Origin of the sequence: Arsenicicoccus dermatophilus (assembly GCF_022568795.1) — a bacterium.
Lineage (GTDB): Bacteria > Actinomycetota > Actinomycetes > Actinomycetales > Dermatophilaceae > Arsenicicoccus > Arsenicicoccus dermatophilus.
Map to the genome: position 1 here is coordinate 545,778 of NZ_JAKZHU010000001.1, position 13,668 is coordinate 559,445.

Consider the following 13,668-nt stretch of genomic DNA (forward strand, 5'->3'; position numbering starts at 1 on the left):
ACTGCCGCGCGGCCACGACAGTGGAACGCGGACACGCTCAGCGGGATCCGACGTCAGACCTGGCGGCCGGTGTCCACTTCGCCATACGACGGGCATGTTTGGCAGGATGAGGAGCCGCAACGGCGCGGACCCCACCCACCCAGCCACCCGAGGACGTCCCTGCCATGAGCGTGACGGCGACCTATCGCCTGCAGCTGCAGCACGAGTTCACCTTCGACGACGCGGCGGCCCAGGTGCCCTACCTCGCCCGGCTGGGGATCTCCCACCTCTACCTCTCGCCGATCCTGCGCGCCGTGACCGGCAGCCTGCACGGGTACGACGTCCAGGACCACTCCGAGCTGAGCCACGACCTCGGCGGGATGGAGGGCTTCGAGCGACTCGCGGCCGCCGCCCACGAGCACGGCCTGGGCATCGTCGTCGACGTGGTCCCCAACCACATGGCCCTCGTCGCCCCGGAGCACCTCAACCGCCCGCTGTGGAGCGTGCTCAAGGAGGGCCGCGACGCCGAGACCGCCCACTGGTTCGACATCGACTGGAAGTCCGGCGGCGGCCGCATCGGCCTGCCGATCCTCGGCGACACCCTCGTCAGCACGCTCCAGCGCGGCGACATCACCGTGGACACCCTGGAGACGACCGGGGAGCCGGTCATCCGCTACGTCGAGCACGTCTTCCCGATCGCCGTCGGCACCGAGTCCACCGACGTCGAGGCCGTCCTCGCGCGCCAGCACTACCAGCTGGCCTCCTGGCGACAGAAGGAGTCGATCCTCAACTACCGCAGGTTCTTCGACGTCGACGAGCTGATCGCGGTGCGCGTCGAGGAGCCCGACGTCTTCGACGAGACCCACCACCTGCTGCTCGACCTCAACCACCGTGGCCTGATCGACGGCTTCCGGATCGATCACCCCGACGGTCTCGCCGACCCGGCCGGCTACCTCGACCGGCTGCGCTCGCAGGCCCGCGAGGACACGATCATCTGGGTCGAGAAGATCCTCGAGGGCCACGAGCGGCTGCCCCGCGACTGGGCCTGCGACGGCACGACCGGGTATGACGCCATGCTGGCCGTCCAGACCGCCCTGGTCGACCCTGCCTCCGAGCCCGAGCTGACCGCCCAGTGGGAGGCCTGCGGAGGCAACGTCGACGTGGAGCGGTCGGTAACCCGCGCCAAGCGCCAGGTCGTCGACGAGCTGCTGGCCCCCGAGGTGGAGCGGCTCGTCCGTCGTGCCCGGGAGGCCCTGCCGGCCCTCGACGCGACCCGCCTGCAGGCCGCCGTCGTCGAGCTGCTGGTCGCCGGCGACGTCTACCGGGCCTACGTCCGCCCCGAGCAGCGGCTGTCGCCGCTGGCGCGCCGCCGGCTGGAGGAGGCCCTCGACGGGGCGCTCGCCGCCCGCCCGGACCTGGACGAGGAGCTGCGCGCCCTCGTCGAGCTGGCGTCCGCGGAGGACGCCGACCGCAACGCCGTGGACTTCGCCGTGCGTCTCCAGCAGACCTGGGGACCGGTGATGGCCAAGGGGATCGAGGACACGACCTTCTACCGCTGGCACCGCCTGATCGCCCTCAACGAGGTCGGCGGCGACCCCGCCGCCCTGGAGACCGCGAGCCCGCAGGCGCTGCACGAGTGGGCCACCCACCAGCGCCGCTACTGGCCGCGGGGCATGACCACCCTGTCCACCCACGACACCAAGCGCTCGGAGGACACCCGCGCCTTCCTGCTCGCCATCGCGGGCGACCCGACCGCGTGGAAGGAGCTGTCGCTGCGGTTCCGCGCCGTCGCCGGCGAGATGGGCGTCGACAAGCCCACCGCCCACCTGGTCTGGCAGACCATCGCGGGCGCCGGCCTGATCGAGCCGGACCGGCTCAACGCCTACCTGCTCAAGGCGGTTCGCGAGGCCAAGCAGCACACCGCCTGGGTCGACGGGGACGCGGACTACGAGGCGCGGGTGCTGGAGTTCGCCGACCGGGCCCTCGAGGCCGGCGACCGCCACGACGCGCTGGTGTCGCTGTGGTCCACGCACGCCGAGGCGATCCGGGCCCTGGTGCTCGGCGCCAAGCTGCTGCAGCTGACCATGCCCGGCGTGCCCGACGTCTACCAGGGCTGCGAGACCGTCGACCAGTCGCTCGTCGACCCGGACAACCGCCGCCCGGTGGACTACGCCGACCTGGTCGCCCGCCTGGACCGCCTCGACGCCGGTGAGGCGCCGCGGGACCTGCACGACGAGAAGCTCCTCGTGTCCGCCGCCGCCCTGCGCCTGCGCCGCGAGCAGCCGCACAGCTTCGACGAGGCGGGGCTCTACGCCCCGCTCACCACGACGAGCGAGCACGTCATCGGCTTCCTGCGCTCGGCCGCGGTCGCCACCGTCGTCACCCGTGCGCCGCACCGGCTCCAGCGCGAGGGCGGCCTCGGCGACACCCGGATCGTGCTGCCGCGCGGCACCTGGACCGACCGGCTCACCGGCCGCGTCGTCGAGGTGGACGCGACCAGCGAGGTGCTCGCCGCCGACGTGCTCGCCGACCGGCCGGTGGCCCTGCTCGTGCGCGACTGACCCGCCATCCCGGCCCGGACGAGCCCCGGGCGCCCCTGGGTGCCCAGGTCTCCGCCGCGGCAGGGGCGAGCCGGGTGGCCGGTCCCTCTGCGCCCCCGGCGGCGCGTCCGCCCGGCGCCCCGGCCGGCCTGAGCACCGCCTCACCGAAGTCCCCACCCGATCCCGTGAAAGGTTCCCCGTGACCTCCTTCTCCCTCTGGGCCCCCGGCAAGCAGACCGTCGAGGTCCTCGTCGACGGCCGACGCCTGCCCCTCAGCGAGGGCGAGGACATGTGGTGGCACCTGGAGACCGACGAGGTGCCTGCCGACGCGCCCTATGCCTTCAGCCTCGACGGTGGGGGCCCGCGCCCCGACCCGCGTGGACGGCGCCTGGAGCAGGGGCCGCACGGCCCGACCACGCCCTACGACCCCACGGCCTTCGCCTGGACCGACCAGGACTGGGCCGGGCACGGTCTCGAAGGCTCGGTGATCTACGAGCTGCACATCGGCACCTTCACGCCGGAGGGGACCTTCGACGCGGCGATCGGTCGGTTCGACCACCTGGTCGACCTGGGCATCACGACCGTGCAGGTCATGCCGGTCGCGTCCTTCCCGGGCATCCACAACTGGGGTTACGACGGCGTCGCGCTCTTCGCCGTCCACGAGCCGTACGGCGGCCCTGCGGGCTTCCAGCGCTTCGTGAACGCGGCGCACGCCCGCGGCCTCGCGGTCGCCCTCGACGTGGTCTACAACCACCTCGGACCCGACGGGAACTACCTCGCCGAGTTCGGGCCCTACTTCACCTCGGCCCACCAGACGCCGTGGGGGCCCGCGGTCAACTTGGACGGGCCGCTGTCCGACGAGGTCCGGCGCTACCTGCTGGACAACGTCACCATGTGGCTGCGGGACTTCCACGTGGACGCGCTGCGCCTGGACGCGGTGCACGCGCTGGCCGACGACCGCGCCCTGCCGATCCTGGAGGAGATGTCCCGGCTGGTCGACGAGCTGTCCGCCGAGGTCGGTCGGCCGCTGGTGCTCATCGCCGAGGACGACCGCAACGACGTCCGGACCACGATGCCACGCGGCGAGGGCGCGGTCGCAGGCGGGCTCGGCATCCACGGCCAGTGGGCCGACGACATCCACCACGCCCTGCACGTGGCGCTGACCGGGGAGACCGACGGTTACTACGGGGACTTCGCGTCGCCGGGCGCGCTGCCCAAGGTCTTCGAGGGGGCCTTCTTCCACGACGGGGTCCACTCGACCTTCCGTCGGCGCTCGCACGGACGACCGGTGGACCGTGCCACGGTGCCAGGATCCCGGTTCGTCGCGTCGCTGCAGACCCACGACCAGGTCGGCAATCGGATGGCCGGGGACCGGCTCTCCCAGACCGTCGCCCCGGGACGGTTGGCCGCGGGCGCGGCGCTGCTGCTGGCCTCGCCCTTCACCCCGATGCTGTTCATGGGGGAGGAGTGGGCCGCGTCGACCCCCTGGCAGTTCTTCACCGACCACCAGGACGAGGTGCTCGTCGAGGCGATCCGCCTCGGCCGGGCCGCCGAGTTCGCCTCGCACGGCTGGGGATCGCAGGCCGTTCCCGACCCCCAGTCCGCGGGCACGCTCGACGCCTCCCGGCTGCGCTGGGAGGAGCTGGCCGACGAGCCGCACGCCCGGATGCTCGCCTGGTATCGCACCCTGCTGGCCCTGCGCCGGACCCGTCCCGACCTCGCCGACCCCTGCCTCGCACTGGTCCGCCTGGACTGGGACCCGGACGAGCAGGTCGCCGTCCTGCACCGCGGCGAGCACCGCGCCGTCGCCGTGCTCGGCGACGGGCCGCACGTGGTCCGGCTGCGCGGCGGGGTGGTCCTCGCGTCCTGGGACGAGCCCGAGGCCGCCGACGGGCTCGACGACGCCGTCCTCCTCCCCGGCCCCGGCGCCGCCGTGATCGGTCCCCGATGACCGCGGAGCGCCGACCGCCGCGTCGGCCCGCGTTCTACTCGCCCGAGGCGATGGAGGCGTACGGCGGACAGCTGCCCGACCCCGCCGTCATCTCCGAGATCGCCCACGAGACCGCCCAGGTGCTGGTGCACGCCGGCCGGGCCAGCGACGATCCCGCCGTGACGGCGCGACTGGTGTCCTTGGTCGAGGACATCGGCCTGTCGACCCTCGCCGAGCTGTGGGCCCAGCTGCCTGCCCGCTCGCTGCCCGGGGCCCTGTGGCGGCTGTACGCGCTGCGCGAGTGGGTGCGCCGGGACGCCGACGGCGCGTCCGCGGTCTACCAGGCCGGCATGCCTCACGCCGCCGTCCACCACGCCGTCGCCGGGGCCGCCCAGCCGCCGGGGCCCGCCCAGATCGTCGCCCTGGCGGACGCCATCCTCTCGGGCGTCTACGAGGGGGACCTCGCCGTCGCCCTGGAACGCGCCGGCGCCTTCTGCCGCATCGTCGCCTCGGGACGGGCCCATCGCTCGGACTCCGTGGTCACGACCTCGGCCGGGGCCTGGCTGCGCTCCGCCGGATCGATCCAGGAGACGGGGGAGGACCTGGAGGCCTGCGCCCGGCTGTGGCGGGCGGACCAGCTCGACTGACTGTACGGGGCCCATCCGCTCCGCCGGGGGTCCGACCCGTCGACCGAGCGCTCGTCCACCGTGCTGCGTCGGGGCTGTGCTGCCTTCCTTCGGCGGCGCAGCACCGTCGACGCCGCGCCGGCGGCGAACCCCGGTCGATCCGAACGCCGACGACTCCCACGCTCGTGACTGCCCCGTTATAATGGTAGGGCGCCGGGCCGCGGTAGCCCCGGGTCCCAAATTCAGCCGCTACGAGCGGCCACGTGCCGAGAGGCGCTCCCGGTCCGGCGCTCTGCTCTGCCGCGGGTGGACACCTTCCCGGCGCGGACACGACGAGGGCGGCCACCCAGCCGGGTGGCCGCCCTCGTCGTGTCCTGCGGTCGGACGTCGGGACCTCCTGTGCCGGGATCGAGGCGTTCGGCCTTCCCGCGTCCGGCCTTGTCCCGTCCGATGCTTCGCAGGAGCGCCAGTCTCTCGGCATACCGGCCTCAGCGGCCGACGGCACCCTCCGAGGAGCGCCCGAGGATCTGCTGCGCGTCGCCGCACCCGGTGAGCGCGTGCAGCTGGGAGTCCTGGCGGGCGCTGCTGCGGGCGCGACGTCCCGGGCCGACCCACCAGCACTCCAGGCACTCGCCGTGGGTGAAGCTGCCGAGCTCGATGATCTGCCAGGCGGGCTCGCCGACGGCGCGCCCGAGCTCGGTTCCGACGAGGGGGGCGGCCGTCACGTCGGGGCTACGGCGGCTCTGGATGCTCATGGATCGAGCATGGCCCAGGCCCGAGCACCCGGCCAGGCATCGTCAGGTGTTCGCCGCAACGCACTAACCTGCGGCGACCCCGTGGTTGCATACTGTCAGTAACAGGTGAATCCATTAGCGTGAACCTGGGCGAGGTCCCCTCCCTGCTCGCTGGGAGGGGACCTCGCCCAGGTCCTCATCACGGGTCCGTGAAGAGCTCCCGCGTCGCCCCCGCCATGCCCCGCGGCCAGGCTGGCCCCGGGGCACGTTCGAAGGAGGCCCATGACGTGCTCCTCGGGGCCGGCCTGGCCCGAACGACGCGGGAGCGGGTCCTCGCGCGGCTGCCGCTCACCCGAAGCGGCCGGAGATGTAGTCCTCCGTCGCCCGCTCCTTCGGGTTGTTGAAGATCTTCGTGGTGTCGTCGATCTCGATGAGCTGGCCCGGCTTGCCCTGGGCCTCCAGGTTGAAGAACGCCGTGCGGTCGGCGACGCGGGCCGCCTGCTGCATGTTGTGCGTCACGATGACGATGGTGTACTTCGGCTTCAGCTCGGTGATCAGGTCCTCGATGGCGAGGGTCGAGATCGGGTCCAGGGCGGAGCAGGGCTCGTCCATCAGCAGCACCTCGGGCTCCACCGCGATGGCGCGGGCGATGCACAGGCGCTGCTGCTGACCACCGGACAGGCCGGCGCCGGGCTTGTCCAGACGGTCCTTGACCTCGTTCCACAGGTTGGCACCGCGCAGCGACCGCTCCACGACCTCGTCGATCTGCTTCTTGTTCTTGACGCCGTTGAGGCGCAGGCCCGCCGCGACGTTCTCCTTGATCGTCATCGTCGGGAAGGGGTTGGGGCGCTGGAAGACCATGCCCACGCTGCGGCGGACGCCGACCGGGTCGACCCCGGGGGCGTACAGGTCCTGGCCGTCCAGGAGGACCTTGCCCTCGACCCGGCCGCCGGGGATGACCTCGTGCATGCGGTTGAGGGTTCGCAGGACGGTGGACTTGCCACAGCCGGACGAGCCGATGAAGGCCGTGCACGAGCGGGGCTCGATGGTCATCGTGACGTCCTGCACCGCCTTGAAGGTGCCGTAGAAGATGTTGAGGTTCTCGACATCGATGCGCTTGCCCATGAGAGTGTCTGTCGCTTTCGAGGTGGGGTCAGCTCTTGACCGAGCCGAAGCGCGCGACGAGGCGGCCCAGCAGGTTGAGCAGGAGGACGAGGACGATGAGGGTGGCGGCGGCGGCCCAGACGCGATCGTGCGCGGCGGGGATGAAGATGTCACCACGGCCGTCGTTGATCATCGTGGGCAGCGTGGCCATGTTGCCGCCGAACAGGTCCGTGGAGATGGACTTGGTGTAGGGCGCGAGGACGATGAGGGGCGCGGTCTCGCCCATGATGCGGGCCAGGCCGAGCAGCACGCCGGTGATGATGCCCGAGAACGCGGTCGGCAGCACGACGCTCGCGATGGTCTTCCACTTGGGCACGCCGAGGGCGTACGACGCCTCGCGGAGCTCGTTGGGCACGAGCTTCAGCATCTCCTCGGTGGAGCGGACGATCGTCGGGATCATCAGGAGCATGAGGGCCAGGCAGACCGCGAAGGGCATCTTCTGGATGCCGAAGGTCGTGACCCACACCGCGTAGACGAACAGCGCCGCGACGATGGAGGGGACACCGGTGAGGATGTCCACCATGAAGCTGACGGCGCGCGCGAGCCGGCCGCGTCCGTACTCGACCAGGTAGATCGCCGTGAAGATGCCGACCGGGACCGAGATGAGCGCCGTGACCAGCGCCTGCACGAGGGTGCCGATGATGGCGTGGTAGGCGCCGCCACCCACCTTGTTGGTGCGGATCCCGCGCTGGGAGTGGGTCCACCAGCCGCTGTCCAGCAGCAGCTTGGCGCCGTTGTGGAGGACGTCCCAGAGGATCCACACCAAAGGGGTGAGGGCGAGCAGGAAGGCCGCCCACACCAGGACCCGGGCGATCTGGTCCTTGGTCTTGCGCGAGCCGGAGGCCTTGGCGATCCCCGTGGTGCCCTGGGACTCGGGCCGGGCCGCGGTGACGGAGGTGCTCATTCGGTGAAGGCCTTCCGACGCTCGATCACGACGCGCGCGATCGCGTTGACGATGAACGTGAGGATGAACAGGACCAGGCCGGCCGCGATGTAGGCCCCCGTCTTGGTCGGGGTGTCCAGCTCGCCGGCACTGTTGGCGATCTTGGAGGCGAAGGTCTCGCCACCGCCGAAGATCGACCAGCTCCACGGGGCGCCGTCGGACAGGCTGGACAGGATCATCATGACCGCGACCGTCTCGCCGAGGGCACGGCCCAGGGCCAGCATGGCGGCCGAGATCACGCCCGGCTGTCCGAAGGGGAGGACGGCGGTCCGGATCATCTCCCACTTGGTCGCACCCAGCGCCAGGGCGCCCTCCTTGTGGGCCCGCGGCGTCTGGCTGAACACCTCTCGGGTCAGCGCCGTCACGATCGGCAGGATCATGATCGACAGGACCAGACCGATCACGAAGATCGTGCCCGAGGTGCTCGACCTGCCCAGGAGCGGGAACCAGCCGAGGTGGTTCATCAGCCAGCTCTGGATCGGGTTGACCCACGGGGTGAACGTCGCGACCCCCCACAGGCCGTACACGATCGACGGGACGGCGGCCAGCAGGTCGATGAGGGTGGCCGCCGGCCGCGCCAGCCACGGCGGGGCGTACTCGGTGATGAACAGCGAGACCGCGACGCCCACCGGCACCGCGATCAGCATCGCGATGATCGAGCTGACCACGGTGGTCCACAGCATCTGGGCGATGCCGAACCGCATGTCGGCCGGGTCGTCGACGTCCCAGGTGCGGCTCGTCAGGAAGCTGGTGTGGTTCTTGGCCAGGGCGGGGATCGCCTGGGCGAGGAGGAACACGCCGATCAGGGTCACCAGGGCGATGACCAGGATGCCGGCGCCGGAGGAGAGCCCCAGGAAGATCTTGTCGCCGAGGCGGCCGGTGGAGGCACGATCGCCGAGGACCGGGGGCTTCCTGTCCTGGGTGGCGACGGGCGCCGCCACGCCGGTCACCGACGGGACGGGTGTCGAGACGTCGGTCGGGGATGGAGTGGGTGTAGTCACGATGACCTCAGCAGATCAGGGATCGAGGGGTTGCCAGGGCGGGTACGTCATCGACGGCGGGCGCGTCGTGGTGACGCGACCGCCGTCGATGGTAGGTCGTGGACCCGAGGTCAGCTCAGGGCCGAGATGGCGGTGCGGACCTTGGTGAGGACCTCCGCCGGCAGCGGGGCGTAGCCCTTGTCGGCCAGGGCGGCCTGGGACTCGTCCGACGCCATGTAGCCGAGGAAGTTCTTGATGTTGGTGCCCTTGGTCGCGTCGGCGTTCTTGGAGCAGACGATCTCGTAGGTCACCAGGACGATCGGGTAGGCGCCGGGGGCCTTGGTGGCGTAGTCCAGCTTGAGGGCGAGGTTGTTGCCCTGACCGGCCTGCGTGGCGGCGGCCACGGCCTTGCCGGCGGACTCGCCCGTCAGCTCGACCGGGCCCGCACCGGTGTCGATGGCCGCGGTGCCCAGGGAGTTCTGCTTGGCGTAGCCCCACTCGGCATACGTGATGCCACCCTCGGTGGACTTGACCGCGCCGGCGACACCGTCGGACTTGGGCTTGCCCTCGCCCTTGCCGGTCCACTTCTTGCCGGGCTCGGCGGTCCACCTGGCGGGGGCCGCGGCCTTGAGGTACTTCGTGAAGTTCTCGGTGGTGCCCGACTCGTCGGAGCGGAAGAAGACCTTGATGTCCTCGGCGGGGAGGGTCTTGCCGGCGTTGAGCTTGGCGATGGCCGGGTCGTTCCACTTGACGATCTTGCCGTTGAAGATGTCGGCCGCGACGTCGGCGTTGAGGACGAGCTTGTCCACGCCCTTGACGTTGTAGGCGATCGCGATCGGGCCGGTGACCATGGGCAGGTTCCAGGCGGGGGAGCCGCAGGCCTTGTCGGCCTCGACCTGCTCGATCTTGCCGTCCTTGGCCTCGGTCTTGAGCGCGGAGTCGGAGCCCGCGAAGTCAGCCTGCTTGCCGATGAAGGCCTTGATGCCCGCGCCGGAGCCGGAGGGGTTGTAGTCGACGGTCGCGTCGGGGCAGGCGTCGGAGAACTTGTCCGAGAACTCCGTGAAGGCGAGCTTCTGGGCCGACGAGCCCTCGGCCTTGAGCGAGCCCTTGAAGCACTCGGCCTTGCCGGCAGCGGCGGCGGCGGAGTCTCCACCGGTGGCCGAGGAGGACGAGCCACCGGAGACCGCGGTGCTGGTCGACGACGAGGTCGTGGTGGCGTTGTCGTCCGAACCGCACCCGGTCAGCGCGAGGGCGCCAGCAAGGGCAAGGGTCGACAGACCGGCAATACGCTGAGTCTTCACGATGGGAGTACCTTCCACAGCAGTGTCATGGTGAGCGCAGTCGCGCCCTCGCCGGTCAACCTAGGCAGCACTGGTGACGCCATGTCGCGCGCGCCATGAACGCGAGGTGAACGGCTGGCGTCACCCTCGGTAGTCGGATATCGACTCGATCACGATGGACGACGAACCTCAGGGGAGGTGCCGCTCGACCGCCACGATGCGCGCGTCGGCGCCGCTCCCACTGAGGTGGCAGACGAGGAGCTCGCCCTTCGCCATACCGAGATCGGCCGCCTCGAGCAGGGTCTCGGCCACGGCCCACCCGTCCTCCTCGCCCGTGGCGGCGAGGCCCGAGAGCTCCTCCAGCAGCAGCGGCAGGACCGGGCCGTGGGAGCACAGCGCGCCGGGCACACCCCGCACGACGGCGCGGTGCAGGTGCCGGACGGCGCGCTCGGGGTCCTCCAGGAAGGCCTCCTCGGTCAGGCCGTTCTTGCGCTTCAGCTCCAGGCCGGCGACCTCGGCATAGGGCGCCAGGGTGTCCGCGCAGCGCACCGAGGCGGACGTCACGAGACGGTGCACCCCGAAGGCGTCGAGCACCGGGACGATCGCCTGGGCGCGGGCGCGTCCCCGGTCGTCCAGGGGGCGCTCCCGGTCGTCGCGCCGCCAGCGCCCGCGGGGAAGCGCCTTGGCATGGCGCACCACGACCAGCGGCCAGGTCGTCAGGGTTCCGCGGTCGGCGTGCCGCACGACCGCCCTCAGCTGCTCGCGGTCGCGGGCGTAGTCCAGTCGCCGCATCGCCTCTGGCACGGGCAGCCAGGCCACCTCGTCGATCTCGTGGTGCAGGGCACCGTCGCCGCCGGTGACCTCCGCCGCCCAGTAGCGCACCCGCTTGCGGGCCACGTCGCCGTGCCGGTCGACGAAGGAGTACGCCGACACCGGCAGCGGCCGGCCGAGCCGCACCCGCAGCCCGGTCTCCTCGTGCACCTCGCGGACCGCCGCCGTCGGCCAGTCCTCGCCCGGGTCGAGCTTGCCCTTGGCCCAGGCCCAGTCGTCGTGCGCGGTCCGGTGCACCAGGGCAACCTCGAGGGTCCCTCGCCGGCGACGCCACGGCACTGCCCCGGCAGCGGCGACCACCGGGGTGTCCGCCGGGGTTCGGGCGGGCGGCGCGGGCACCGGGGCGGGCATCGGACTCCTTGTCGTGGGTGGTCGTTCAGACCGTATGGCGGCAGGACCGCGGCAGCGCAGCCGGGGTCCCGGTCAGACGCGGTTGCGGCGTCGCTGCTTCTTGTGGTGCTGGTCGATGAGTGCCTCCTGGTGGTCGAGGAGGGGCTCGCCCTCGGCGCCGAGGTGGTGGCGCACCCACCGGTCGTCCTCGAGGTGCCAGCTGGACGTGGTGTCCGCCATACCCTGCTCGACGATGGAGACGAGCTCCTTGACCTGGCGCGGGTCCCGCACCCGCAGCAGCGCCTCCACGCGGCGGTCGAGGTTGCGGTGCATCATGTCGGCGCTGCCGAAGTAGACCACCGGGTCGCCGTCGTTGCCGAAGACGAAGATGCGCGAGTGCTCCAGGAACCGGCCGAGGATCGAGCGGACCCGGATGTTGTCGGACAGGCTGGGCACGCCGGGGCGCAGGGCGCAGATCCCCCGCACCAGGACGTCGACCTGGACGCCCGCCCGGGAGGCGCGGTAGAGCGCGTCGATCACGGCCTCGTCGACGAGGGAGTTGGCCTTGATCGCGATGTAGCCCCCACGCCCGGACTGGGCCAGGTCGATCTCCGACTCGATGTGCTCGATCAGCCCGTTGCGCAGCGAGCGCGGGGCGGTGAGCAGCCGCTTGAACTTGCTGCGCGGCGCCCACCCGGAGAGCTGGTTGAACAGGCGGGTGAGGTCCTCGCCGACCTGCGGGTCGCAGGTGAGGATGCCGATGTCCTCGTAGAGGCGGGCCGTCTTGGGGTTGTAGTTGCCCGTGCCGACGTGGCAGTAGCGGCGCAGCCCGTCCTGCTCCTGCCGGACGACGAGGCACAGCTTGGCGTGGGTCTTGAGCCCGACGATGCCGTAGACCACGTGCACCCCGTAGTGCTCGAGGCGGCGGGCCCAGGCGATGTTGTTGGACTCGTCGAAGCGCGCCTTGATCTCCACGACCGCGACGACCTGCTTGCCGGCCTCCGCCGCGGCGATCAGCGCGTCCACGATGGGGGAGTCGCCGGAGGTGCGGTAGAGCGTCTGCTTGATCGCCAGGACCTGGGGGTCGGCCGCGGCCTGCTCGAGGAAGGCCTGCACCGAGGTGCTGAACGAGTCGAAGGGGTGGTGCAGCAGGACGTCCTGCTGCCGGATCGCGCTGAACACGTCGCTGGCCTCGGAGCGCTCGCGCGGGGCGAGGTGGCCGTGGGTGCGCGCCCGGAAGGCCGGGTAGTGCAGCGACGAGCGGGACAGGTCGGCGACGGAGCCGAGGCTGCGCAGGTCGAGGGGGTTGGGCAGGCGGTAGACCTCGTGCGGCTCGACGCCGAGCTCGCGCACCAGCAACCGCAGCACGTGGTCGTCGATCGCCTCCTCGACCTCGAGGCGCACGGGCGGGCCGAAGCGGCGGCGGGTGAGCTCCTTCTCCAGGGCCTTGAGGAGGTTCTCGGCGTCGTCCTCCTCCACCTCCAGGTCCTCGTTGCGGGTGACCCGGAACAAGTAGCTCTGCTGCACCTGCATGCCGGGGAAGAGCAGCTCCAGGTGCGCCGCGATGATGTCCTCGAGCGGGACGAAGCGCACGTGGTAGAGGTCGACCTCGCCGGTCGTGGACACCTGGTGCAGGCGGGGCAGCAGGTCCGGGACCTTGATCCGCGCGAAGTGCTCGGCCTCGGTGCGCGGGTTGCGGAGCGTCACCGCCAGGTTGAGCGACAGCCCGGAGATGTACGGGAAGGGGTGGGCGGGGTCCACCGCCAGCGGCGTCAGCACCGGGAAGATCTCGCTGCGGAAGACCTCGGACAGGTGCTCCTGCTCCTGCGGCGTCAGCTGGTCCCAGCGGACGATCTCGATGCCCTCCTCCCGTAGGGCAGGCTCGACCTGCTCGTGCAGGATCCGCGCGGCCCGCATCATCAGGCCGTGGGCGGTGCGACTGATCTCGTCCTGCAGCTCGCGTGGCTCCAGCCCGGAGGCCGACCGGACGGCCAGGCCGGTGGCGATCCGTCGCTTGAGGCCGGCGACGCGCACCATGAAGAACTCGTCCAGGTTGCTCGCGAAGATCGTCAGGAAGCGGGTGCGCTCCAGCAGCGGGACGTCCGGGTCGGCGGCCAGCTGCAGCACGCGCTCGTTGAACTGCAGCCAGGACAGCTCACGGTCCAGGAAGCGGTCCTCGGGCAGGCCGTCGTCGGCGTCCAGGACCGTGCTGCGGGTGAATCTCCCGTCGGCGGAGCGGGGGCGGGCAGGGGCGGTCTGGCGCGCGTCCTCCCCCGGCTGCGCGGGATCGGGGGCCGGGGGCGTCTGCTGCGCGTCGTCTGCCTGCATGGT

The 13,668-nt window shown here is 71.6% G+C and carries 10 protein-coding genes; 3 read left to right on the top strand and 7 right to left on the bottom strand.

Features of this window, described 5'->3' with window-relative positions; genetic code table 11:
• Positions 1 to 164 precede the first annotated feature (164 nt).
• The 3 genes from treY to MM438_RS02660 all read left to right on the top strand — a co-directional run bounded on the left by treY (position 165) and on the right by MM438_RS02660 (position 5,096).
• Entirely contained in the window at positions 165 to 2,540 is a 2,376-nt protein-coding gene (gene treY / locus MM438_RS02650; RefSeq protein ID WP_241450521.1) for a malto-oligosyltrehalose synthase, read from the top strand.
• Positions 2,541 to 2,718: 178 nt separating this feature from the next.
• Entirely contained in the window at positions 2,719 to 4,470 is a 1,752-nt protein-coding gene (gene treZ, locus MM438_RS02655) for a malto-oligosyltrehalose trehalohydrolase (RefSeq protein WP_241450530.1), read from the top strand.
• On the top strand, positions 4,467 to 5,096 hold the full coding sequence (locus tag MM438_RS02660; protein ID WP_241450538.1) for a hypothetical protein: 630 nt from the start codon (positions 4,467 to 4,469) through the stop codon (positions 5,094 to 5,096). The genes treZ and MM438_RS02660 overlap by 4 nt, the downstream gene beginning before the upstream one ends.
• 467 nt (positions 5,097 to 5,563) lie before the next feature.
• Here MM438_RS02660 and MM438_RS02665 read toward each other — a convergent pair whose 3' ends face one another.
• From MM438_RS02665 to MM438_RS02695, 7 genes are all read right to left on the bottom strand, one after another.
• Positions 5,564 to 5,830 (bottom strand): hypothetical protein, encoded by a 267-nt coding sequence (locus tag MM438_RS02665; RefSeq protein ID WP_241450547.1) that lies wholly within the window; start codon positions 5,828 to 5,830, stop codon positions 5,564 to 5,566.
• Between the two features lie 327 nt (positions 5,831 to 6,157).
• Entirely contained in the window at positions 6,158 to 6,934 is a 777-nt protein-coding gene (gene pstB / locus MM438_RS02670) for a phosphate ABC transporter ATP-binding protein PstB (protein ID WP_241450561.1), read from the bottom strand.
• Positions 6,935 to 6,962: 28 nt separating this feature from the next.
• Positions 6,963 to 7,877 carry a phosphate ABC transporter permease PstA gene (gene pstA / locus MM438_RS02675; RefSeq protein WP_241450563.1) on the bottom strand — a complete coding sequence of 305 codons (915 nt, stop codon included), beginning with the start codon at positions 7,875 to 7,877 and terminating at the stop codon, positions 6,963 to 6,965.
• Entirely contained in the window at positions 7,874 to 8,917 is a 1,044-nt protein-coding gene (gene pstC / locus MM438_RS02680; RefSeq protein ID WP_407568253.1) for a phosphate ABC transporter permease subunit PstC, read from the bottom strand. The genes pstA and pstC overlap by 4 nt, the downstream gene beginning before the upstream one ends.
• 110 nt (positions 8,918 to 9,027) lie before the next feature.
• Positions 9,028 to 10,197, bottom strand: coding sequence for a phosphate ABC transporter substrate-binding protein PstS (pstS, locus tag MM438_RS02685; RefSeq protein ID WP_241450571.1), 1,170 nt, complete (start codon positions 10,195 to 10,197; stop codon positions 9,028 to 9,030).
• 168 nt (positions 10,198 to 10,365) lie between these two features.
• Positions 10,366 to 11,358, bottom strand: coding sequence for an NUDIX hydrolase (locus MM438_RS02690; protein WP_241450580.1), 993 nt, complete (start codon positions 11,356 to 11,358; stop codon positions 10,366 to 10,368).
• Between the two features lie 72 nt (positions 11,359 to 11,430).
• Entirely contained in the window at positions 11,431 to 13,665 is a 2,235-nt protein-coding gene (locus MM438_RS02695; RefSeq protein ID WP_241450636.1) for an RNA degradosome polyphosphate kinase, read from the bottom strand.
• Positions 13,666 to 13,668: the final 3 nt, after the last annotated feature.